The sequence below is a fragment of the uncultured Bradyrhizobium sp. genome, from assembly GCF_936928535.1.
Taxonomy (GTDB): domain Bacteria; phylum Pseudomonadota; class Alphaproteobacteria; order Rhizobiales; family Xanthobacteraceae; genus Bradyrhizobium.
The window spans coordinates 1-22,786 of the sequence record NZ_CAKZHY010000126.1 but is presented as its reverse complement, the minus strand read 5'-3'; the positions used below and the strand labels follow the sequence as shown (position 1 = coordinate 22,786).

Sequence of the window (22,786 nt, the reverse complement as noted above, 5' to 3'; positions counted from 1 at the left end):
CCGGATCCGCTAGACTGGATGATCTGACCAGCCTAGCGGACCGATTGACCGGGAGCTTTCGTAGCGCGATGCTGATACCCATTTCGGAGGCCCACGACGTCCCTTGACCCAGCACTCGCGCGACACCCCCCAATTTTACCTCACGGCGCCGTCCCCCTGCCCGTATCTGCCGGGCCGGCATGAGCGCAAGGTGTTCACGCACCTCGTGGGGGAGCGCGCCGGCGACCTCAACGACCTCCTGACCCATGGTGGGTTCCGCCGCAGCCAGTCGATCGCGTACCGGCCGGCCTGCGACCAGTGCCGGGCCTGCGTCTCGGTCCGGGTCGTCGCCAACGAGTTTCGCCCGTCCCGCAATTTCCGCAAGGTGATGGCGCGCAATGCCGACATCATCGGCGAGCAGCGCAGCGCGGTGCCGACGTCAGAGCAATATTCGGTGTTTCGCGCCTATCTGGACGCCCGCCATCGCCATGGCGGCATGGCCGACATGACGGTGCTCGACTACGCCATGATGGTCGAGGACAGCCATGTCGAGACCCGCATCATCGAGTATCGCAGGCGGGGTCCCGACAGCGGCCTCACCGGCCGCGGCGAGGAGCTGATCGCGGTCGCACTCACCGACGTGCTCAGCGACGGCCTGTCGATGGTCTATTCGTTCTTCGAGCCGAGCCAGGTCTCGCGCTCGATGGGCACCTTCATGATCCTCGACCATATCGCGCGCGCACGCCGGCAAGGCCTGCCTTACGTCTATCTCGGCTACTGGATCGAAGGCTCCAAGAAGATGGACTACAAGGCCCGCTTCCTGCCGCAGCAGCGCCTCGCGCCCTCGGGCTGGCTGCGCATCGACGCGCAAGGCGATGCGACGTCAGAGCCGCAGGACTGACGCGTTCAGCCGGACAACGTATCCACCAGCAGCTTCACGTTCAAAACCACGATCACGCCCGCGACGATCCAGGCGAGCGCGGCGACGTATGGTGCAATCGCGAACTGGCCCATCTTGCGGCGATCCGACACGAACCGCACCAGCGGGATCACGGCGAAGGGCAGCTGCATCGACAGCACGACCTGGCTGAACACCAGCAGATCCGCCGTGCCGCGCTCGCCATAGATCGCGGTGACGACGATCACCGGAATGATGGCGATGCCGCGCGTGACGAGGCGGCGCGCCCAGCTCGGCAGGCGCAGGTCGAGAAAACCTTCCATCACGATCTGGCCGGCGAGCGTCGCGGTGACCGTTGAATTCAGACCCGAGGCCAGCAGCGCCACCGCGAACAACGTCGAGGCGATACCGAGGCCAAGCAGCGGCGACAGCAGCTCGAAAGCTTGGCCGATCTCGGCGACGTCGGCATGGCCGCTTCTGTGGAACGTCGCGGCCGCCACCACCAGGATCGCGGCATTGATGAACAGCGCCAGCATCAGCGCGATGGTGGAATCCGTCGTCGCCCATTTGATAGCGTCGCGCCGGCCCTCGTCGTCGCGCGCATAGGCGCGCGTCTGCACGATCGAGGAGTGCAGATAGAGATTGTGCGGCATCACGGTCGCTCCGATGATGCCGATCGCGATGTAGAGCATCTCGGAATTGGTGAAGATCTCGGTCTTCGGCGCAAAGCCGCGCAGCACCTCGGCCACCGGCGGCGCCGCGGCCACGATCTGCACCGCAAAGCAGACCGCGATCACCGCCAGCAGCGCCATGACGAACGCTTCAAGGAAGCGGAAGCCGCGGTTCATCAGGATGAGCAGCAGGAACGCATCAAGCGCTGCGATCAGCGCACCGCCGACCAGGGGAATGCCGAACAGGAGTTTCAGTGCGATCGCAGTGCCGATCACCTCGGCGAGATCGCAGGCGATGATCGCCGCCTCGCACGCGAGCCAGAGCAGCATATTCACCGCGGGCGAATAGGAGGCGCGGCAGGCCTGCGCGAGGTCGCGGTCGGTGACGATGCCGAGCCGAGCCGCCAGCGACTGCAGCAGGATCGCCATCAGGCTCGAGAGCAGAATGACCGAGAGCAGCGTGTAGCCGAATTTCGACCCGCCGGCGAGGTCGGTCGCCCAATTGCCGGGGTCCATGTAGCCGACCGAGACCATGTAGCCCGGGCCGACGAAGGCGAGCAGCCGCCGCCACCACGCCCCGGCCGTAGGGATGGCCACAGTGGCATTCACCTCGGCCAGGCTCTTGGTCGCGGGCGCACCATTGCGCCAGCCGGCGGCGGTGTCGGGGATCAAATCGGGCGATCTTGCATCCATGGGGCGAGAATACCGAAGTCGGCTCTTATTGCAACTCATTTGCAACTGCATCTAGCCCCTTTGGTTCCCGCTTCCGACCTCGCGCCCAACCCTGTCGGGAAGCGGGTGGGTTTGGCCGCTCCCGGGAGCGAATAGTGGGGGCATCACGAGTTTGCAGGAAATGCGCCATGTCAAATGCCACTCGCCTTCCCGACACCTTCAACCGCCTCGCCTGGTCCAACCTCGCAGCGCAATCGGCCGAGCAGATTGCGCTCGCCGCCGCCCCCATCGTCGCCGTGCTGACGCTGGGCGTCGCCGAGGGCCAGACCGGTATGCTCCAGACCGCGCTCACCCTGCCCTTCGTCCTGTTCGCGATTCCCGCGGGCCTGCTTGCCGACCGCATCTCCCGCCGCGTGCTGATGGCAGGGGCCGAGGCACTGCGGGCGGTGGCGCTGGGGACAATCGTTCTGCTGCTCACCCTCGGCGCGCTCACTTTGCCGCTGCTGGCGCTGCTCGGCTTTGCCGCCGTCTGTGGCACCGTCGTCTACAGTGTCGCTGCGCCGGCGCTGGTGCCCTCGTTGGTGAGCGCGGAGCTGCTACCGGCGGCGAATGCCCGCATCGAGCTCGCGCGCACCATCGCCTTTGCAAGCGGTCCCGCGCTTGGCGGCGCGCTGGTGGGATGGTGGGGCGCGAGCCCGGCCTTCGGCTTTGCCGCGGCGCTCTCGGCGATCGCCGTGGTGCTGCTCTCCGGCCTTTACGAGCCCGTGCGTGCGCCGACCCCGCGACGCCATCCGTTCCAGGACATTCGTGAGGGCGCCGGTTTCGTCTTCCACCATCCGCTGTTGCGACCGGTGTTCATCACGCAATTCATCTTCAACACCGGCTGGTTTTTGCAGATCGCGGTGTTCGTGCCCTACGCTGTGCGCCATCTCGGCCTCACCGCGACCGGCGTCGGCACCGTGCTGACGATGTACGGCGTCGGCATGGTGATCGGCGCGCTGTTCGCAACGCGCGTGATGAAGCGTATCGCCTTCGGCACCGTGGTCGGCCTCGGCCCTGTCACCGGCTTCGTCGCCGCTGTGGTGATGGCGTTGACCGTGCTGGTACCCTCGCCCTGGCTCGCGGCGTTGAGCTTCTTCCTGCTCGGCGTCGGCCCGATCCTGTGGGTGATCTCGACCACGACCTTGCGCCAGTCGGTGACGCCGCCGCGTCTCTTGGGCCGCGTCTCCGCCATCAACATCATGAGCTACGGCGCCCGTCCGCTCGGCTCGGCACTGGGTGCGATCGTCGGCGGTCTCTGGAGCGCGGAAGCGTGCCTTTATCTCGCCGCCGCCGTCTTCGGTGTGCAGGCGCTGGTGATCTGGCTGTCACCCGCGGTGGCGCTGGATCGGCAGCCGGCGATGGTGGGGGACGAAGCTGCGGCGCGGTGCTAGTTCGCCAGGTACCGCTCGTAGCTACCCGTCACCGGCTCGCTCGCGTCGACTTCGGGGTCGAGCGTATAGAGATCCTGCGCGCGGCCGATGCCGCGAAGCGCGTAGCGGCCGGTGGAGACGAGATAGCGGCGGCCGGCGGCATCGAGGCCCTTGTAGAACTCGGCTGACGCCAGCAGCTCGCGATCGACCGAGCGGCTCATCGAGGCGATGCGGCTGACCTCGTTGACGGTTGGGCCGACCACGGTGAAATCGAGCCGGTCCTCGCTGCCGATATTGCCGTAAAAAACCTCGCCGACATGCAGCCCGATATAGGCCGACGTGGTCGGACGTCCCTCCGCCGCCCGGCGTGCGTTCAGCGCCGTGACATTCTGGCGGAACAGGTGCTCGGCCCGCAGCGCGGCGCGCCGCGCATCCGCCATGTCCTCACCCCAGAACATCGCAAGCACGCCATCGCCGATCAGCTTCAGCACGTCGCCACCGGCCTCGTGGATCGCGTCGATCACGGCCTGGGCATAATCGTTGAGGAACGGGATGATCTCGTCCGGCCCGATGCTCTCGCTGATTCCTGTCGAGCCGCGCAAATCCGAATACCAGAGCACGGCCTTGATGCGCTCGGTGACGCCGCGCGAGATGCGCCCGCGCAGGACCTGCTCGGAGGCATCGCGCCCGAGATAGACCCGCCCCAGCGTCCGCACGATGTCGACCTGCTGCGCCGATTTGATCGCAAGTCCCAGCACCGGCACGAGATCACGCAGTGCTTCGAGCTCGCCTTCGGTAAAGCCCTCGTCCCGCCGCGTCGTCCAGCAGGAGTAGAGGCAGTCCATCTGCCCGAGCGCTCCGCTCTCGCCGAAGCGGTGCACGAAAGCCAGGAAATGGCGATGACCATTTTCGGCGAGCTCGCCGATCTGCGAGAAATCGAGCGAGGGCGCGTCGGCAAGATCCAGCAACATCTCGTCGTGGCCGTGCTCGAGCAGATGATAGAACACCGAGCGGCGCCAGTTCTTGGCCGCATCGCCCTCCGCCGTCGAGCCATATTCGAGGACGTCGCTCTCGTTGGTCGGGACATCGCTCCAGCGAAAGGCACGACCCTCGTAGATCGGGTGCAACGTATCGATGACCACGAGCCCGCGCGAGAGATCCAGCCCTTCGGCGCGGCAGCGCTCGCAGAAGCCGCGTAACAATTCAGGTTCGGGAAGGCCGGTGAGCCCCTGGCCGGCCAGCCAGTTCATCAGCGCAAGGCGGGAGGTGAGTTGCATGCGCCATTATGGCGTGCATTCGTGACGAGCGAAAGGCCGAGCACGTCAGAGGCTCCCGCCCGCGGCAGATCGAATATGTCGCGGACGCGGTTGACGCGCTCTCGCCCCAGGCCGCAAATGCAAATGATGACACAGACGGCCAGAAATTCGGGCATATGAGCCAGCGCCAGCTTCCAATCATCCTCGCGCTCGGCACGACACAGACCCTCGCCTGGGCCTCCAGCTATTATTTGCCGGCCCTGCTTGCCGATCCCATGGCGAACGACCTCGGCATCTCCACCAATTGGATCTTTGGCGCGTTCTCGGCCTCGCTCGTGATCTCCGCCATGCTGGGGCCGCGCATCGGCCGGCAGATCGATCTGGTCGGCGGCCGTCAGGTCTTGTCGGCCTCGAACCTGACCATCGCCGCCGGCCTCGTCCTGCTCGGCTTCTCGCAATCCGTTGCGGTGATGGCGTTCGCCTGGCTCGTGCTCGGCATCGGCATGGCGATGGGACTCTACGACGCCGCCTTCGCCGCGCTCGGCCGCATCTATGGCACCGAGGCGCGCGGCTCGATCACCGGCATCACGCTGATGGCGGGCTTTGCCTCGACCGTCGGCTGGCCCCTGACGGCCTGGGGGCTCGCGCATATCGGCTGGCGGGAAACGTGTTTCGCCTGGGCCGCCGCCAACATCCTGATCGGCCTGCCCCTCAATTTCTTCATGTTGCCTTCGATCAAGGGCGCCAAACAGGCCGCAGCGACCGTGGAGAAGCCGCACATCCCGCTCGACCGCACCATGATCCTGCTCGCCTTCGTCTTCGCGGCCGTCTGGACCGTCACCGGCGCCATGGCCGTGCATTTCCCGCGCATCCTCGAGGCCACGGGCGCAAGCCATGTCGAGGCGATTGCGGCCGGCGCGTTGATCGGTCCGGCCCAGGTGATCGCGCGCATTCTGGAGGCGAGCGTCCTGTCCCGCTTTCATCCCTTGTGGTCGACCCGCCTGGCCTGCCTGACCCACCCGATTGGAGCCGCCGTCGTCGCCATTTTCGGCGCGCCGGCGGCGAGCGCCTTTGCGCTGCTGCACGGTTCCGGCAACGGCATCTTGACGATCGCGCGCGGGACGCTGCCGCTTTCGATCTTCGGCCCGAAGGATTTTGGCTACCGCCTCGGCATCATCGGCGCGCCGGCACGCATGGCGCAGGCGATCGCGCCGCTCGCTTTCGGCCTCTTGATCGACGTGATGGGCGCCAAGGTGCTGATGGTCTCGTCTGCGCTCAGCCTGTCAGCGCTGGCCGCGCTGGTCCTGATCCGCGCCGACAAGCGGCCGGATTGACCGGGCGCGCGGTTTCGCGCACAAGCGCCGGATGACCGAAGACAATCGCCCGCCCCGCACCTTCCTAGGCTTCATCCGCTGGGCCATGACGCCGCGGCAGGCCTGGGGCGTCTATCTCCTCGCCGTGCTGCTGGTGTGGTTGGTCTCCTTCTATGCCGGCAGCTTGAAGCCGAAGAAAACGCCGGAAGGCGGTCCGCCTGCGATCACCGCGCCGCGGAGCTAGTCGGCTTCGCCTCGCTCGTCGCGATCCAGATGCCGGCGAACACGGCAACGAGGCCAATCAAGAGATTTGGCGTGATCGGCTCGCCGATCAGCAGCGCCGCCAGCGACGAGATAGCGGGTGATCGCGACCCCGAGCCACTCTCCCACGCTTCGCCTCCCGTGCCGGAGCGTTTGGCCGCGCCTAGCACATCCCTGCTGCCACGGTGACGGCAACAGGATTACAGCAGGCTAATCATAAAACTCCGGCGACATCTTCTGGCCGTCGCGCTGGGCCTTGTCATGGTTGATCCAGAGCTGCGCCTTTTCCTTCGAAAGGGTGTCGGCGATCTTCTGCATCGACGCCAGCGACTGCTCCTTGTTGGCATTGATCACGGGAACACGGCGGTTGTCGTAATTATCCTTGAAGTGAGCGGCATCGCCCGAGAGCACCACCACGCCTGTTTTCGGCAGCCTCACCATCAGCGATTGGTGCCCCGGCGTGTGGCCGGGGGTCGAGAGGATGGTGATGCTGCCGTCACCGAACACATCCCTGTCGCCCGCAAGCAATTCGACCGGATGCGAGGGCTTGAAGCGCGGCTCGTTGTTAGCGCCAGGCCAGTCATATTCGGCCTTCTGCACGTAGAGCGTCGCCTGCGGGAACATCTCGACATTGCCGATGTGATCGGGATGGGTGTGCGAGACGCCCATCGCCTTGATGTCGGCGGGCTTGACCCCGATCTGCTCGAGCTGGGAAGCGAGCGTCTTCGGGCGCCGCCAGGTCACGGCCTTCGGATCAGCAGGCGCAAGCCCGTTCGGCATCACCGCGACGGCGTCGGGAATGCCGGTGTCCCACAGGAACCAGCCCTGGCTGTGCTTGATGAGATAGCAGGTGTCGACGAAATCCATCGACTTGCCTTCGTTCACCCCCGGCGACCAGCGCCCGATGTCGCCGGCGACGCCTTCTCCGCAATTCATGATGTAGAGCTTCTCGACACCCTTGATCTGCGCGAACGCAGCCTGTGCTGACAGCGCGAATGCGGCAATGGCGAGAGCGAGCGTGATCTTGCGGGTCATCCTTGGTCCCTCCTGGCAGCGCCATGTTGCAGCGGCTCGTTGCAGTGCCCTGGCTCGGCCGAGGATCAACCCCGCCCCGGTCGCAGAATTCCGCTTCCGCACAATTATAGGCCGCCTCACATGCCCTGCTAACGCCCAATGCCCATGCAGCAGGCGATTGACAGCGTGGCGCGGTTTCGCTGTAATCGGCGCCATGGGGATTGAGCGATCTCCCCACGAGGCGACATGCCCAAGTATCGCGTCCCCAGGTTTTTGCGAGGACGCAACACCATGCCTACATTCACGACCATATCATCCGACAAATTGGCGCGCCTGATCGGCACTGCCAATGCCCCTGCCCTGATCGATGTCCGCACCGAGGAGGATTTTGCCGCCGACCGGAGGCTGATTCCCGGCTCGATCAGGCGCAGCCACGAGACCGTTGCCGAATGGGGCGGCGAATTTGCCGGCCGCTCCGCCATCGTCTCCTGCCTGCGCGGCGCCAAGCTCGCGCAGGGCACGGCCGCCTGGCTCAGGCAACTGGGCGCTGACGCGGAGACTCTCGAAGACGGGTTCGAAGGTTGGAAGGCAGCAAAACTGCCGCTGCTCGACACGCGAAAACTTCCGCCGCGCGACGCCAAGGGACGCACCGTCTGGGTCACGCGGGCGCGGCCGAAGGTCGATCGCATCGCCTGCCCCTGGCTGATCCGCCGCTTCGTCGATCCCGCTGCGGTATTCTTGTTTGTCACGCCGCCCGAGGTGATCGCCGTCGGCGAGCGTTTCAAGGCAGCGCCCTTCGACATCGAGAACGTGTTATGGAGCCACCGCGGTGAGCTCTGCACCTTCGACGTGATGATCGAGGAGTTCGGCATTGCGACGCCGGCGCTGCTGCGGCTCGCCACGCTGGTGCGCGGCGCCGACACCGCACGGCCGGATCTCGCGCCGGAGGCACCGGGCCTGCTCGCGGCCTCGCTCGGGCTGTCGCGCATGTACGACGACGACCTCGAACAACTCGAGGCGGGCATGCTGCTTTACGACGCCTTCTATCGCTGGTGCCGCGACGCCACCGCCGAGACCCACAACTGGCCGACCAACAAGGTGAAGGCTTAGAGAGTCGCCGCAACGTTCAAGCAGGAGCTGATGCCGGTCACGGCATCAGCTCCGCTGAAGCGTTTGATTCAAATCAATGGTGATCCAAATGCTGGGGATCAACTGGGATGATGTCGCTCATCATCACAGGAGACGAGCATGCGGTCGTTGATATTTGCAGCCGTCCTGAGCCTGATGCCGGTTTCGGCGTTCGCCGTCTCCGATTGCCGGGTCACGGGTCAGCCGTCGGTGTTCGGCGTCGACATGACGGCCTACTTTGCGATCAGGTCCGGGCATACCTGCAATTTCCCGATGCGAATTCCCGGAGCGATGCATAAGTCGGGTGTTTCTCAGCCGCCCTCACACGGGTCGCTCAGGCAGCTCAATGTCACGACTTTCAGATATACTGCCGCATCCGGATACAAGGGCGCCGATACGTTTGCGATCTACGGCGAAGGACAAGGTCCATATGGCTCAGGCCGATCGGTCATGACAGTGAATGCAACGATCGAGTAGCCGGCGGCCCGATCACGGCGCGGTTTCGCTCGCTGAGCGAACTGGAGGAAGCTCTCATGTACAAATTGGCTTTGACGGTTTTGACAATGAGCATCGCCCTAACCGCGGGGCACGCCCGGGCTCAAAGATATGATCCCGCCTTTCCCGTTTGCCTGTACGTCGTCTCTTTGGGAATCAGCCCATACTACAGATGTAGCTATACGACGATGGACCAATGCAGGGCGTCGGCGAACGGCCAGATGTGCGTTCTCAATCCGTATTACAAGGGTGCGACGGCCAAAGAGAACCATCGGCGTAATTCGCGCCAAACATACACGCGGCCAAAGCCTTCGAGCCACTACCGGGCTGCACCCTCCAATCCATATGATGAACCTTACTATGGAGCATCCCAAGGTTACGCACCGGGCGAGAAAGAACGATTTCTCCAGAGTTTGAGGCAATCTCTGTGAAGACCATGGACCGACCGTGTTCGCGCGTGCCTGGTCACATCAGGCGGTGACGCGCATTTTGCCCGGCAAGGCGCGCGCGGCCTCGCCTGCCCTACCTACCGCATCATCATCCGCGCGATCGCCTCTCCGATCACCACCGTCGTGAAGTGGGTGTTGGCACGGCAGTCGGACGGCATGATCGAGGCGTCGGCGACGCGCAGGCCCGAGATGCCTTTCACCGTGCCATCGGGATTGACGACGCCGTCGGCATCATTGACACCGCTCATGCGGCAGCTGCCGGCAGCATGCTGGATGTCGCCGGTCTCCCGGCGCAACAGCGCGTCGAGCTCGTGATCGGGCAGGCTGGCGGCCTGCGGCAATGTCAGATCAGTGTCGGCCAGCCTGATCCAGTCGGCGATGCCTGATAGCGCTGGCTGCGAGGTGATGACGGCGAGCCGCTTGACCGCGTCCATCATCCGCAGCATGTCGCGGGGATCGGCCAGCATGTTCTCCTCGACGATGGGATCGATATCAGGATCGGTCGAGGCCAGCTTGAGGGTGCCGCGCGAATAGGCGTTGAACAGACCGGCGCCAATCGCCCCGGGCATGCCGATGCCGCGGTGATTGAACGCAATCAGGATCATGTCGCGCTTGCCGCCATCGGCCAGGCCCGACGAATAGGTCACGCAGCAATTGGTGTGGCGGGTATCCGGATCAGTCGGCCGCAGGTTTTCGTGGAGCTGGATGGTGGCGCGAAACAGCGGGTGGTCGAAGAAGTACTTTCCGACCGGAAGGTCGCGCTCAACCGCGATGCCCATCGCCTTCAGCTCCTCCGCAGGTCCAACGCCCGAGCGCAGCAGGATCGCCGGGCTGTGGATCGCACCGGCGCAGAGCACGATCTGGCGTGCGCTGATCTCGCCGGTGCCCTGCCCCTCGGTGTGAACGCGAAGGCCTGTCGCCCTGCCGTCGCTGATCAGCACGCGATCGACCAGCGTACGCCCACGGATCTCCAGATTGGCGCGGCCGCGCGCAGGCTCGAGATAGCCCTCATTTGTGCTGATGCGGCGACTGTCGCGGCTGTTGATGGGATAGCAGGCGACGCCCTCGCCGTCAGGGCCGTTGAGATCGGCGCACCAGGGATAGCCGCTCGCCAGCGCCGCATCGTGCAAGCCGCGATCGATCGGGCCCCATTTCTCCGGTGGCGCGCGATAGACCGGCAACGGCCCGCCGCGACCGTGTCCCACGGCATCGCCGAATTCAAGATCGTCCTCGATCACTGAGAATAGGGGCATCACCTCCCGGGCCGACCAGCCGGTGCAGCCATTGGCCGCCCATTCGTCGAAGGCATCGGCAACGCCGCGAATGGCAATCTGGCCATTCATCATCGAGGATCCGCCGAGCCCCTTGCCGCGCCAGTAGAAGCGCGGCTCCTGTCCGGCGACGCGGCGCGTCAAGAGATCAGGCCACTGCCATTTCTCCTGGTACTGGCGCTGGTGGATGATCGGAATCGGGTTCGGCGTCTTCACTTCCCAGGGCGCTTCGTCAGCGCGCCAGTCGAGACCCGCCTCCAGCAGCAGGACGCGCCGCGCCGGATCCTCGGAGAGCCGTGCCGCAACCGCAGCGCCGGCCGAGCCGCCGCCGACAACAATGACATCGTACATCGCGTGAATTCTCGACATTCCAGAACACCAGGATGGCGGACGGTATCAGACCGCGCAACGTGGCGGAACGTGAATTGGGGAGCGATGACGTCGCCTCTCGTCATTGCGAGCGCAGCGAAGCAATCCAGGAAGCCCTCCGCGGAGGCAGTCTGGATTGCTTCGTCGCAAGAGCTCCTCGCAATGACAATGGGGAGGCAGTTGCACGCTACCCCTCTCTCGTGCCCCGGACGCAGCGCAGCGTCACTTCGACGGTGCGCTGCTGAGCCGGGGCCCGTGTCTCCGAGCAATCAATGCAGCGTGGGTCCCGGCTCAGCGTTCTCGCTGCAGCGCGTCCGGGACAAGAGCCACTACCCGATCACCTTGCCGAACCTGTTCGACTTCGGGAAACCCTTCGGCGGCAGGCGGCCGGCATCGGCGCGGGTGCCTTGCCACTCCGCGAGCTCCTTCATGGTCGCGGAGAATTCGCGCCCCGCAGAGTCCTTCCAGGTGAGTCCCGCCTTGGCTTCGAACACCGCGACGTCGGAGAGGCCGCCGTCCTTGTACTTCTGCAAGCGCACGCCGCGACCGCGGGCCATCTCCGGCACCTGGTCGAGCGGGAAGATCAGCATCTTGCGATTGTCGCCAATAACAGCGACGGTGTCGCCGAGCACTTCGGTGACCGTGCGCGCCTCGTTCGGCATTTCGACGTTGAGGACCTGCTTGCCCTTCTTGGTGGTGCCGACGCAATCGTCCTCGTTGACGACAAAGCCCTGACCCTCGGTGCTGGCAACCAGGAATTTGCGGCCGCCCTTGTGCACGAACAGCGCGACTGGGGCCGCCTCCTCGAGGTCGATGAACAGGCGGATCGGCTCGCCATGGCCGCGCCCGCCCGGAAGCTTCGCAACATCGAGCGAGTAGAACTTGCCGTTGGTCGCGAACAACAGCAGCTTCGAGGTCGTCTCCGCGAAGAACGCGAAGCCGAGCTTGTCGTCCTGCTTGAAGGCGAGGCCCGAGAGATCCTCGACGTGGCCCTTCAAGGTGCGGATCCAGCCCTTGTCGGAGACGACGACCGTCACCGGCTCGCGCTCGACGAGGGCTTCCTCCATCGCGGCGAGGTCGTGCTCGGGCGCATCGGCGAAGGTGGTGCGGCGCTTGCCGAGCGGCGTCTTCGGTCCGAACATGTCGCGGACCTTGCCGACCTGCTCGCCGACCTTCTTCCACTGCTCGGATTCGGATGCGAGCAGGCCTTCGATGCCCTTCAGCTCCTTGCGCAGATCGCGATCTTCATCGCGGATCTGCATTTCCTCGAGCCTGCGCAAATTACGCAGACGCATATTGAGGATGGCCTCAGCCTGGATCTCGGTGAGCTTGAACGCCTTGATCAAGGCCGGCTTCGGCTCGTCCTCGGTGCGGATGATCTTGATCACCTTGTCGAGGTTCAGATAGGCGACCAGATGGCCGCCCAGGACTTCGAGCCGGTGCTCGATCTGGCCCTTACGGAAGTTCGAGCGGCGGATCAGCACGTCGCGCAGATGGTCGAGCCATTCGCGCAGGCACTCCGCGAGCCCCACCACCTTTGGGATGCGGCCCTTGATCAGCACGTTGAGGTTCAGCGGAATCTTGTTTTCGAGCTCGGTCAGTCGGAACAGCGATTCCATCATCAGCGCCGGATCGACGTTCTTAGACTTCGGCTCGATGACGATGCGGACATCTTCGGCCGACTCGTCCCTGATGTCGCCGACCAGCGGCAGCTTCTTTTGGTCCAGCAGCTCGGCGACCTTCTCGATCAGCCGCGATTTCTGCACCAGATAAGGAATCTCGGTGACGACGACGACCCAGGTGCCACGGGCGCCCTCTTCGTGCTGCCACCTGGCGCGGACGCGGAACGAACCACGGCCGGTCGTGTAGGCTTCGGCAATGGACTGCTTGGAATCGACGCAGATGCCGCCGGTCGGGAAATCGGGTCCCTTGACCCATTTCATCAGTGCCTTGGACTTCGCGTCGGGCTTCTCGATCAGGTGCAGAGCGGCCTCGCACAGCTCGGCGGCGTTGTGCGGCGGGATCGAGGTCGCCATGCCGACCGCGATTCCCTGTGCGCCGTTGGCGAGCAGGTTCGGGAAGCCGCCGGGCAGCACGACCGGCTCTTTCGACTGACCGTCGTAATTGGCGCGGAACTCGACGCCGTCCTCGTCGATGCCCTCGAGCAGAAGCCGCGCGACATCGGTCATGCGCGCTTCGGTGTAGCGGTAGGCAGCCGGGTTATCGCCGTCGATATTGCCGAAATTTCCCTGGCCGTCGACCAGCGGGTAACGCGACGAGAAATCCTGCGCGAGGCGCACCATGGCGTCGTAGATCGCCTGGTCGCCATGCGGATGGAACGAGCCCATCACGTCGCCGACGATCTTGGCGGATTTCTTGAAGGGCGTACCGGGATCGAGCCTGAGCAGGCGCATCCCGTAAAGGATGCGCCGGTGCACCGGCTTCAGGCCGTCGCGCGCGTCGGGCAGCGCGCGGTGCATGATGGTGGAGAGCGCATAGGCGAGATAGCGCTCTTCCAGCGCGTCACGCAGCGGCACCTCGTGAATTTCGGCCGGTTCTTCCGGCGGAACGATTCGTTTTCCCATGCCGCCCGGTTAAACCGTGGAAGCGAATCGGGCAAGGATGGAGTGGTTCCCTGTGGGCTGCTACTGCCCTGCCCAGCCCGCCGTCACGGTCGGCTGGACCTTGGCCGGCGAGGTCGCCGGCATGTTGGCGACGCACCGGCGCGCCGCCTCGATCTCGGCTTCGGTTGCGCCATGGGATCGGGCCCATGTCTCTGCGGCCGCAGCGGAATATTTCGCCACATAGTACCGGACGACGGTGCAGGAGGCCCGGCGAAACACGCCAGGTTGCGGCTCGCCGGCGATCGCGTCGGGCGCAAAAGCGAACAGCGCCGCGGTCAGCGCAAAACCCCTGATCAACATTTGGGCTGTCCCCGTTGTGGAACCAGCCCGGCCAACGCGGATGGACGAATTTCGTTCCGGGAGAACCCCATCTCATGAGGCAATGCAGCAGCGCGATCTGCTCATGGCGCCGGGAGCGCCGCTTTTGCCTGCTGCCGGGTCAGGGCGTTGATGAAGCCTGCACGCGCATCGGAATGGCCCTGTCCGCGCGGCTCCAGCACATGGCGCAGCAGGAACAGGCCGGTCAACCGAAAGCCGTCCTGCAGATCCTCGTCGGTGAGTTCATAGGCGGATTCGCCGTGACGCAGGAACGGCGGCAACCGCAGCAGCCGGTCGCGCCACGGCTCGCCCGCGCCGCGCGACACCGCGCCGCCTGACTTCGGCGACACATAGATCAGATCAGTGGTCTCCCCCGTCACCGCGCAGTTTTCGAGGGCCAGCCCGAAGCCGAGCTCGGACAGCATGGCCAGCTCAAAATGGATGAGATGCACGGCCGCGCTGCCGATGTCGTCGAAATCATCGAGCGAATGTTCGAGCAGCCCAAAGATGTCCTCGTGCGGATCGCGCTCGGGCAGCAGCCGCGCAATCGAGGCCAGATGGGTGACGCCATAGACCCCGTGGGACGATCCCAGCAGCGTCGCGGCGCGCAGCTTCAGGCCTTCGATCGCGTAGGTGCCGAGATGCTCATCGAGCCTGGCCCGCCACACCGCGCTGACGCTGTTGCCGGGCTGCAGGAGCGGCCGCAGCCGCGAGCTGGCGCCGCCACGCACGAGACCGAGATGCCGGCCGTGCTGACGCGTCAGCAGTTCGACAATGGCGCTGCTCTCGCCATGCCGCCGCACGCCCAGCACGATGCCTTCGTCGGTCCATTCCATGGGGTGAAGTGTAGCGGATTTCGCCCTACAACGTCACGCGTTGAACCAGCCCTGCGCGTCGCCGGTGAAAGAGTAATACAGCCCGAACGCCGTCAGCGCGCAGGAGACGATCTCGATGGCGCTGTCGAGTTCGAGGCCTCGCTCGCCGAGGATCTGGGCGAGCGAGATCACCGACAAGACCAGCGCCGCCGCCAGCACCCAGCGCGGCCAGTTCTTGCGCCAGCGCGCGGCCAGCCAGACGAAATAGACCAGCAGCAGGATCATCCCGCCCGCGAGCAGCGTCCCGGTCATGATCATCTGCTCGGTCATTTCGATGCTGGGCGTGCGGTCCTGTACCGCGACCGACAGGGAGTCCAGCATCAACGAGGCATAGAGCAGCGCTTCGAAACGCTGGACGTTGCGGGGCACACTCATAAAAGACCGATCTGTTCTTGCTTATTCTTTGGGGAATTCCAGACCCATTTCGCGGTAGCGATCGGGGTCGTCACCCCAATTCTCGCGCACCTTGACGAACAGGAACAGATGTACCGGCACGTCGAGGATCTGCATCAGTTCCTTGCGCGAGTCGGCACCGATCGACTTGATGGTGGCGCCGCCCTTGCCGAGCACGATCTTGCGCTGGCTTTCGCGCTCCACGAAGATCGTCTGCTCGATCCGCACCGACTTGTCCTTGCGCTCCTCCCATTTGTCGGTCTCGACCGTGGACTGGTAGGGCAATTCCTGGTGCAGCTTCTGATAGATCTTCTCGCGCGTGATCTCGGCCGCAAGCTGCCGCATCGGCGCGTCCGACATCTGGTCCTCGGGGTAGAGGTACGGCCCCGGCGGCACCATCTCGGCGAGCGTGGTGCGGATGTCGTCGACGCCATCGCCCGAGATCGCCGCGATCATGAAGGTTCGCACGAACTTCACGCGCTCGTTGGCGGCCTGCGCCAGCGCCAGCAGCTTCTCGCGCTGGACCAGATCGACCTTGTTGATGACCAGGATCTTGTCATGATTGACGCTGGCGGCCTTGGAGAGGATCGCCTCGGCCTCCTCGTCGATGCCGGTCTTGGCATCGAGCAGCACGCAGACGAGATCCGCGTCATGGGCCCCGCTCCAGGCGGTCGAGACCATGGCGCGGTCGAGCCGGCGCTTGGGCAGGAAGATGCCTGGCGTGTCGACCAGGATGATCTGCGCGTTGTTCTCGATCACGATGCCGCGGATCAGCGCGCGCGTGGTCTGGACCTTGCGCGAGACGATGGTGACCTTGGCTCCGACCAGCGCATTGACCAGCGTGGACTTGCCGACATTCGGCGCGCCGATCAGCGCAACGAAGCCGCAGCGCGTCGCGGTAGGCGCCTCACCGCTTGTTTCAGCCGTCATTGCCGCCGCCAACGCCTTCACGTTCGATCATGACTGAAGCTGCCACCTTCTCCGCCGCGCGTTTGCTGCCGCCGATGCCTTCGGCAGGCGCCAGCCCCGGCAGGTCGACGGCGACGCGGAACTGCGGATCGTGATGCGGACCGGTGCGCTCGACCTCGCGATAAACGGGCGTCGGCAATCCCTTGCCCTGCGCCCATTCCTGCAGCACGGTCTTGGGGTCGCGCAAGGGACGCCGCGGCTTGTGCATGCGCTCGGTCCAGTTGCGCTTGACGAACTCGTCCGCCGCCGCGTGGCCGCCGTCGAGGAAGATCGCCCCGATCACGGCCTCGCAGATGTCGCCGAGGATGGATTTGCGCAGGCGGCCATCGGCGCTGGAGCCGACCGAGCCGAGCTTGATGTCGTCGAGCAGACCGAGCGACTTGGCGACGTCGGCGCAGCTTTCTTTGCGCACGAGTTCGGCAAGCCGCTTGGACAACTCGCCCTCATCGGCATTCGGGAAGGCATGATAGAGCATGTCGGAGACGACGAGCCCGAGCACGTGGTCGCCGAGGAACTCCAGCCGCTGATAGCTGTCACCGCGCTTGCGCCCGGACTTCAGCGCCGACACATGCGTGATCGCCTGCATCAGCAGGTTCGGATCAGCGAAGTGATGGCCGATGCGGGCCTCGAGCGCCGCGCTCGCATCGGCCGCCGCCTTGGCCTTGGCCTTGCTGCTCCGCGTCCGCTTCTTCTTCGCAGGCGTCTTGCTTTCAGGCGTCTTGCTTTCAGGCGCCTTGCCGTCCGAAGCCTTGGCGTCGGAAGCCTTGCCATCCGGAGCCCTGCTCGCAACCGTCTTGGTTGCAGCTTCGCCGTCGGGAGCGGCTTGCGCCTCGATCGATTGGGTCGCGACGTCCTTGGCTTCGTCTTTCATCGGACGATTTTGAAGAAGCGATTCCAGCGCACCGACCACGGCCAGCGCCAGAACATCCAGGCATGCTCGCCTTCGCCTATCGAGAAGAAGATCATCTGGGCGCGGCCGATCAGATTTTCCGCCGGCACATAACCGACCTGGCCGAGGAAGCGGCTATCGGTCGAGTTGTCGCGGTTGTCGCCCATCATGAAGAAATGGCCTGGAGGCACCGTGTAGACATTGGTGTTGTCCATGTAGCCGTTGTCGGCGCAATCGAGCGTCTCGTAGGAGACGCCGTTCGGCAGCGTTTCCTTCCAGCGCTTCACCCGCGAGATGCCGCCGCCTTCGGAGCCGCACGGATCCTCGCCGACAAATTCGCTCATGCGTTGGCGCTCGACCGGGGTATCGTTGATGTAGAGCAGACCGTCCTTCATCTGGATGTGGTCGCCGGGCAGGCCGATCACGCGTTTGATGTAGTCGGTGGTGTCGTCCTTCGGCAGGCGAAACACGACGATGTCGCCGCGGTTCGGCTCCGAGCCCCAGATCCGTCCCGAGAACAGCGGCGGCGAGAACGGGATCGAATAATGGCTGTAGCCGTACGAATATTTCGAGACGAACAGATAGTCGCCGACCAGCAGCGTCGCCTTCATCGAGCCAGACGGGATGTTGAACGGCTGAAACAGGAAGGTGCGGATCACCAGCGCGATCAGGAGAGCATGGATCACGACCCGGATCGTTTCGCCGACGCCGCTCTCAGTTTTCGTTCCTGAAGTCACGCTCATTGCTCTCTCAATTCCGGCCGGCGATCACAGAACGCCCTCCCCCCGCGAACAGCCCACCGGTTCGCGGTCCAAGGAGATTGTCCTGATTCTGATAGTGAGGGCCAATTCCGGCGTAAAGCCGAATTCGCCCAGCCTGATTTGCGTCCGCAAACTTTTAGACGGTTGTCGCAGGCCACGCAATCAAGGATCGCATCAAAAACTCACAAACCATTGATTTTTCATACGAATTATAAAATTGGCCGCCCGGGTTTCAGGGCTTGGCCAGCGGCGTGGCGGAAATGATCACGAAGGCCTGCGCCAGCGGCCAGTCATCCGTGATCGACAGATCGATCTGGGCCTCGAAGCCATCCGGCGTCAGGGCCTGAAGCCGGGCCAGCGCTCCCCCGGTCAGCCGCATCGACGGCCGTCCTCCAGGCAGATTGACCACCCCCATGTCGCGCCACCAGACACCCTGCCGGATGCCGGTGCCGAGCGCCTTGGAGCAGGCCTCCTTGGCGGCAAAGCGCTTGGCGTAGGTCGCCACGACCATCTTCTCGTTCTTGGCCCGCCGCTCCGCCTTGGCGCGCTCGGCCGCGGTGAAGATGCGATCGAGGAAACGCTCGCCATGGCGCTCGATCACCTTGGCGACGCGCGTGATGTCGATCAGGTCGGAGCCGATGCCGATGATCATGCCCGGCTCCGGCCACGATCCATCGCCGCGCGCATCTTGCGCACCGTCTCGGCAAGACCGACGAACAGGGCTTCGCCGATCATGTAGTAGCCGATATTGAGCTCCATGATCTCGGGCAGCGCTGCAATCTTCTCCGCGGTCGCGTAGTCAAGCCCGTGCCCGGCATGGACCTCGAGGCCTGCGTCCTTCGCGACCTTCACGCCCGCCACGATTCGCTGCCATTCAGCCTCCGCCTTGTCGGCGTGGCCGTCGGTGACGGCATCGCACCAGGCGCCGGTGTGGATCTCGATCACGGGCGCGCGCAGCCGGGCCGCCATCGCGATCTGCGCGGGATCGGCGGCGATGAACAGCGAGACGCGGATGCCGGCATCGTTCAGCCGCGCGATATAGGGCGCGAGCGCATTGTGCTGACCGACCACGTCGAGCCCGCCCTCCGTCGTCACCTCCTGGCGACGCTCCGGCACCAGACACACCGCGTGCGGCTTGGTGGCGAGCGATATCCGCATCATGTCGTCGGTCGCCGCCATCTCGAAGTTCAGCGGCTTGGAGATCTCGGCCTTCAGCCGCGCCATGTCCTCGTCGCGGATGTGCCGGCGGTCCTCGCGCAAATGCGCCGTGATGCCGTCGGCGCCGGCCTCGATCGCCAGCAGCGCGGCGCGGACCGGATCGGGATGGCGGCCGCCGCGCGCATTACGGACGGTCGCGACATGGTCGATATTGACGCCGAGGCGGAGCGGAGATGCAGGCATTTCAGGACTCGCAAGATCGGAGCAACAGGCGATGACGAAGCTCGCCTATCCATTGACACGTTCGACTTTGGCGACGACCGCCTTGGCGCGCAGCTGGGCCAGGATCGCGCTCAAATGCTTGAGATCGTAGACTTCGAGATCGATCGTCGTCTCCGTGAAGTCGGGCGAGCGGCGCTGCATGCTGATATTGTCGATATTGCCGTCGTGCTCGGCGATCACGGTGGCGATCTGCGCCAGCGCGCCGGGCTCGTTGACGTTCTCGACCTTGATGCGCGCAGGGAAGCGCTGCGGCGCGGAGTCCTCGATGTCCCAGCGGACGTCGAGCCAGCGCTCCGGCTCCTCCTCGAAATCCTTCAGCGCCGGCGACTGGATCGGATAGATCGTGATCCCCTCGCCCGGCGTGACGATACCGACGATGCGATCGCCCGGCACGGCGCCGCCATTCGGCGCGAACTTCACCGGCAGGGAAGAGTTGTTGCCACCGATCGGAATCGCGACCGGGCTGCGTGACGGCTCAGGCGACTTCTCCTTGAGCTTGGCGGCGAGCCCCTGCCCCTTCTTGACGCCATAGCGCGCGACGCGCTCCTCCTTGTAATCAGGATACATCGCGCGCGCGACGTGGGAGGCCTTGATCTCGCCGCGTCCCACCGCCGCCATCACGTCCTCGATCGAGGTGCGCGCGAGCCGCGGCAGCGCGCCCTTGAGCTTGTCGTCGGCGTATTCGATCTTGGCGCGCTCGAACAGGCGCTCGACGATGCGCCGGCCAAGGCCGGCATATTGATCGCGCACAGCAGTCCGCGTGGCGCGCCGGATCGCGGCGCGGGCCTTGCCGGTGACCGCGAGCGTTTCCCAGGCCGAGGGCGGCGCCGATTGCGCTTCCGAAGTCAGCACCTCGACCTCGTCGCCATTCTGGAGCTCCGAGGACAGCGGCGCGAACTGGCCGTTGATCTTGCAGCCCACCGCGCTGTTGCCGACGTCGGTATGTACGGCATAGGCGAAGTCGATCACATTGGCGTGGCGCGGCAGCGCGATCAGCTTGCCCTTCGGGGTGAAGCAGAACACCTGGTCGTGGAACAGCTCCAGCTTGGTATGCTCGAGGAACTCTTCCGGGTTGGCGCTCTCGGAGAGGATGCCGATGGTGTGGCGCAGCCAGGCGAACGCGTTGGACTCGCGCTTGAGGAATTCGGTCGGCGAGCCCACGCCTTCCTTGTAGAAGACGTGCGCCGCGATGCCGCGCTCGGCGATCTGGTCCATCGCCTCGGTGCGGATCTGGAGCTCGACGCGCTGGTTGCCGGGCCCGATGACCGTCGTGTGTATCGAACGATAATCGTTCTGCTTCGGCGTCGAGATGTAGTCCTTGAACCGCCCCGGCACGACCGGCCAGGTGGTGTGGACGATGCCGAGCGCGCGATAGCAGGCCTCGATGTCGTTGACGACGACACGGAAGCCGAAGATGTCCGACAGCTGCTCGAAGCCGACCGACTTGCGCTCCATCTTGGTCCAGATCGAAAACGGCTTCTTGCGGCGGCCATAGACCCGTGCGCCGAGGCCGCGGTGACGCAGATTGTTGGAGAGCTGGTCCTCGATCTCGCCGATCAGGTTGCGGTTGCGCTCGGCGAGCGCATCGAGCCGCTGCATCACGACCGAATAGGCTTCGGGGTCGAGGGTACGGAAGGACAGATCCTCCAGCTCCTCGCGCATCTCCTGCATGCCCATGCGCCCGGCCAGCGGCGCGTAGATGTCGAGCGTCTCCTCAGCAATGCGCCGGCGCGATTCCGTCGGCACGAAATCGAGCGTGCGCATGTTGTGCAGGCGGTCGGCGAGCTTGACCAGGAGCACGCGGACATCGTCGGCGATCGCCAGCAACAATTTGCGCAGGTTCTCGGCCTGCTTGGCCTCGCGCGAGACCAGCTCGAGCCGCTTCAGCTTGGTCAGGCCTTCCACCAGCGCCCCGATCTCGGGGCCGAAGATCTGGTCGATCTCGGCGCGCGTCGCCTCCGTGTCCTCGATCGTATCGTGCAGCAGCGCCGCGACGATGGTGGCATCGTCGAGCTTCAGATCGGTGAGAATCGCCGCCACTTCGAGCGGGTGTGAGAAATAGGGGTCGCCCGAGGCTCGGGTCTGCGACCCGTGCGCCTTCATGGCATAGACATAGGCGCGGTTCAGCAGGTCTTCGTTGGTGTTCGGATTGTAGGACCGGACGCGCTCGACAAGGTCATACTGCCGCATCATCCGCGCGCGCGGCTTCGCCGGCCGTGCCACCGGCGCAGTCGGGGCCACGGCAACCGATTCGGTTGCGGCCTGCATCTGCGTGGGTCTGCGGCGTCGATACACCATACCGTCCTGCCTTCAAACGGACCGGGAAACGGCCCGTTGTATACATCCTAAGCTCCGATCGCGGACACGGCCGATCAATTCACTGACAGGCGCGCGACACGAACCGGCAACGCTATGGTAACCACGAAAACGCCAACAAAAGCAAAGGCCCGAACGCGGGTTCGGGCCTTTGATAAGATCACAAGAAGTCGACGATCGCGAGCAAGACGATTACTCGTCCTCCTCGGGCTGCTCTTCCGGCGGCGCGAGGCCTTCGAGGCCCTTCAGGAGCTCCTCTTCGGTCATGCGCTCCACAGCCACTTCGGTATCGTCCGCATCGACGCTGGCACCGGCGGAGCCGATCAGCGGAACCGTGTCCGGCTCGGGCTCGTCCACCTCGACAAACTTCTGGAGGGAGTGGACCAGCTCCTCGCGGAGGTCCTCCGGCGAGATGGTCGTGTCGGCAATTTCGCGCAAAGATACAACAGGGTTCTTGTCGTTATCGCGGTCAACCGTTAGTTGTGAACCGGACGAAATCATGCGGGCACGGTGGGCGGCCAGCAGGACCAGGTCAAACCGGTTGTCGACCTTGTCGATACAATCTTCTACGGTGACGCGAGCCATAGACTGTCGCTCCGTTGTGGGTGGGACGAAATATGTGGATGATCCGGGCTAGTTATAGGGACCGGGCCGATTTCGCAAGGCCAATTTGTGATTTGGCCTCGCCAAAAGGCTCTGATACCCCCACATTGGGGCTGGGATCGGTGGTTTCCCGGGCTGCCATGGTGGGCGGCACCGGGAGTAAACAGGACCGCCATAACTATACCTTGATTGCCCCGACTTCTCCGGATTTGCGGTTTCGACGGGTTTCGGCAGCACTTTGAACTGCGCGGCATGCTGCCGCTGCGCCAACAATAAAACGATCAATCACGAACACACTACGCGAGCAAACTGAATGTCACCTTCCCCTACCAACAAGATCGCGCTCTTCATCGACGGGGCCAATCTTTACGCGACGGCGAAAACTCTCGGCTTCGACATCGACTACAAGC

The 22,786-nt window shown here is 64.7% G+C and carries 22 protein-coding genes and 1 pseudogene; 8 read left to right on the top strand and 15 right to left on the bottom strand.

Annotated elements, in window-relative coordinates; translation table 11 throughout:
- The first annotated feature begins 103 nt into the window (after positions 1-103).
- The gene (locus Q0687_RS26245) at positions 104-880 is read left to right on the top strand and encodes an arginyltransferase (RefSeq protein WP_298883433.1); all 777 of its coding nucleotides are present in this window, start codon (positions 104-106) and stop codon (positions 878-880) included.
- Between the two features lie 5 nt (positions 881-885).
- Here Q0687_RS26245 and Q0687_RS26240 read toward each other — a convergent pair whose 3' ends face one another.
- Positions 886-2,241 (bottom strand): Nramp family divalent metal transporter, encoded by a 1,356-nt coding sequence (locus Q0687_RS26240; RefSeq protein WP_298883430.1) that lies wholly within the window; start codon positions 2,239-2,241, stop codon positions 886-888.
- 167 nt (positions 2,242-2,408) lie between these two features.
- Between Q0687_RS26240 and Q0687_RS26235 the strand changes: the two genes are divergently transcribed.
- Positions 2,409-3,653: an MFS transporter gene (locus Q0687_RS26235; RefSeq protein WP_298883428.1), complete on the top strand. Its 1,245-nt coding sequence runs from the start codon at positions 2,409-2,411 to the stop codon at positions 3,651-3,653.
- Here Q0687_RS26235 and Q0687_RS26230 read toward each other — a convergent pair.
- A complete protein-coding gene (locus tag Q0687_RS26230; protein WP_298883427.1) occupies positions 3,650-4,909 on the bottom strand; it encodes an adenylate/guanylate cyclase domain-containing protein in 1,260 nt (419 codons plus the stop codon). The two genes, Q0687_RS26235 and Q0687_RS26230, sit on opposite strands and share 4 nt — an antisense overlap.
- A 155-nt stretch (positions 4,910-5,064) precedes the next feature.
- Between Q0687_RS26230 and Q0687_RS26225 the strand changes: the two genes are divergently transcribed.
- Positions 5,065-6,222, top strand: coding sequence for an MFS transporter (locus Q0687_RS26225; RefSeq protein ID WP_298883425.1), 1,158 nt, complete (start codon positions 5,065-5,067; stop codon positions 6,220-6,222).
- A gap of 31 nt (positions 6,223-6,253) precedes the next feature.
- On the top strand, positions 6,254-6,445 hold the full coding sequence (locus Q0687_RS26220; RefSeq protein ID WP_298883422.1) for a hypothetical protein: 192 nt from the start codon (positions 6,254-6,256) through the stop codon (positions 6,443-6,445).
- 227 nt (positions 6,446-6,672) lie between these two features.
- Here the strand turns inward: Q0687_RS26220 and Q0687_RS26215 are convergent, their stop codons facing one another.
- Positions 6,673-7,497 (bottom strand): N-acyl homoserine lactonase family protein, encoded by an 825-nt coding sequence (locus Q0687_RS26215; RefSeq protein ID WP_298883420.1) that lies wholly within the window; start codon positions 7,495-7,497, stop codon positions 6,673-6,675.
- Between the two features lie 270 nt (positions 7,498-7,767).
- On the opposite strand from Q0687_RS26215, the gene Q0687_RS26210 reads away from it, so the two are divergent.
- The 3 genes from Q0687_RS26210 (at position 7,768) to Q0687_RS26200 (ending at position 9,530) form a co-directional block, all read left to right on the top strand.
- The gene (locus tag Q0687_RS26210) at positions 7,768-8,586 is read left to right on the top strand and encodes a chromate resistance protein ChrB domain-containing protein (RefSeq protein WP_298883417.1); all 819 of its coding nucleotides are present in this window, start codon (positions 7,768-7,770) and stop codon (positions 8,584-8,586) included.
- Positions 8,587-8,724: 138 nt separating this feature from the next.
- Positions 8,725-9,081: a hypothetical protein gene (locus Q0687_RS26205; RefSeq protein WP_298883415.1), complete on the top strand. Its 357-nt coding sequence runs from the start codon at positions 8,725-8,727 to the stop codon at positions 9,079-9,081.
- 56 nt (positions 9,082-9,137) lie between these two features.
- Entirely contained in the window at positions 9,138-9,530 is a 393-nt protein-coding gene (locus Q0687_RS26200; protein ID WP_363323992.1) for a DUF3551 domain-containing protein, read from the top strand.
- Between the two features lie 95 nt (positions 9,531-9,625).
- Here the strand turns inward: Q0687_RS26200 and Q0687_RS26195 are convergent, their stop codons facing one another.
- The 12 genes from Q0687_RS26195 to rpoZ form a co-directional block, all read right to left on the bottom strand.
- Positions 9,626-11,170 carry a GMC family oxidoreductase N-terminal domain-containing protein gene (locus tag Q0687_RS26195; RefSeq protein WP_298883533.1) on the bottom strand — a complete coding sequence of 515 codons (1,545 nt, stop codon included), beginning with the start codon at positions 11,168-11,170 and terminating at the stop codon, positions 9,626-9,628.
- A 347-nt stretch (positions 11,171-11,517) separates the two neighbouring features.
- Complete coding sequence (gene parC / locus Q0687_RS26190) at positions 11,518-13,773, bottom strand: DNA topoisomerase IV subunit A (RefSeq protein ID WP_298883413.1); 2,256 nt, start codon at positions 13,771-13,773, stop codon at positions 11,518-11,520.
- A 60-nt stretch (positions 13,774-13,833) separates the two neighbouring features.
- On the bottom strand, positions 13,834-14,112 hold the full coding sequence (locus Q0687_RS26185; RefSeq protein ID WP_298883410.1) for a hypothetical protein: 279 nt from the start codon (positions 14,110-14,112) through the stop codon (positions 13,834-13,836).
- 101 nt (positions 14,113-14,213) lie between these two features.
- Positions 14,214-14,966, bottom strand: coding sequence for a DNA repair protein RecO (gene recO, locus Q0687_RS26180; RefSeq protein WP_298883408.1), 753 nt, complete (start codon positions 14,964-14,966; stop codon positions 14,214-14,216).
- Positions 14,967-14,999: 33 nt separating this feature from the next.
- The gene (locus Q0687_RS26175; RefSeq protein WP_298883406.1) at positions 15,000-15,380 is read right to left on the bottom strand and encodes a hypothetical protein; all 381 of its coding nucleotides are present in this window, start codon (positions 15,378-15,380) and stop codon (positions 15,000-15,002) included.
- Between the two features lie 21 nt (positions 15,381-15,401).
- Positions 15,402-16,328, bottom strand: a complete 927-nt coding sequence (gene era, locus Q0687_RS26170) for a GTPase Era (RefSeq protein ID WP_298883404.1) — start codon at positions 16,326-16,328, stop codon at positions 15,402-15,404.
- Complete coding sequence (gene rnc / locus Q0687_RS26165) at positions 16,318-17,238, bottom strand: ribonuclease III (RefSeq protein WP_298883403.1); 921 nt, start codon at positions 17,236-17,238, stop codon at positions 16,318-16,320. The genes era and rnc overlap by 11 nt, the downstream gene beginning before the upstream one ends.
- A complete protein-coding gene (gene lepB, locus Q0687_RS26160) occupies positions 17,235-17,999 on the bottom strand; it encodes a signal peptidase I (RefSeq protein ID WP_298883400.1) in 765 nt (254 codons plus the stop codon). Before lepB ends, rnc begins: the two co-directional genes overlap by 4 nt.
- Before the next feature lie 250 nt (positions 18,000-18,249).
- Positions 18,250-18,669: a holo-ACP synthase gene (gene acpS, locus Q0687_RS26155; RefSeq protein ID WP_298883395.1), complete on the bottom strand. Its 420-nt coding sequence runs from the start codon at positions 18,667-18,669 to the stop codon at positions 18,250-18,252.
- Positions 18,666-19,418 (bottom strand): pyridoxine 5'-phosphate synthase, encoded by a 753-nt coding sequence (locus Q0687_RS26150; RefSeq protein ID WP_298883393.1) that lies wholly within the window; start codon positions 19,416-19,418, stop codon positions 18,666-18,668. Before Q0687_RS26150 ends, acpS begins: the two co-directional genes overlap by 4 nt.
- Positions 19,419-19,463: 45 nt before the next feature.
- Positions 19,464-21,755: a bifunctional (p)ppGpp synthetase/guanosine-3',5'-bis(diphosphate) 3'-pyrophosphohydrolase gene (locus Q0687_RS26145; protein ID WP_298883391.1), complete on the bottom strand. Its 2,292-nt coding sequence runs from the start codon at positions 21,753-21,755 to the stop codon at positions 19,464-19,466.
- Between the two features lie 210 nt (positions 21,756-21,965).
- Positions 21,966-22,358, bottom strand: coding sequence for a DNA-directed RNA polymerase subunit omega (gene rpoZ, locus Q0687_RS26140; RefSeq protein ID WP_008133017.1), 393 nt, complete (start codon positions 22,356-22,358; stop codon positions 21,966-21,968).
- A 331-nt stretch (positions 22,359-22,689) separates the two neighbouring features.
- Between rpoZ and Q0687_RS26135 the strand changes: the two are divergent.
- Positions 22,690-22,786, top strand: a pseudogene (locus tag Q0687_RS26135) (NYN domain-containing protein); the annotation flags it as partial.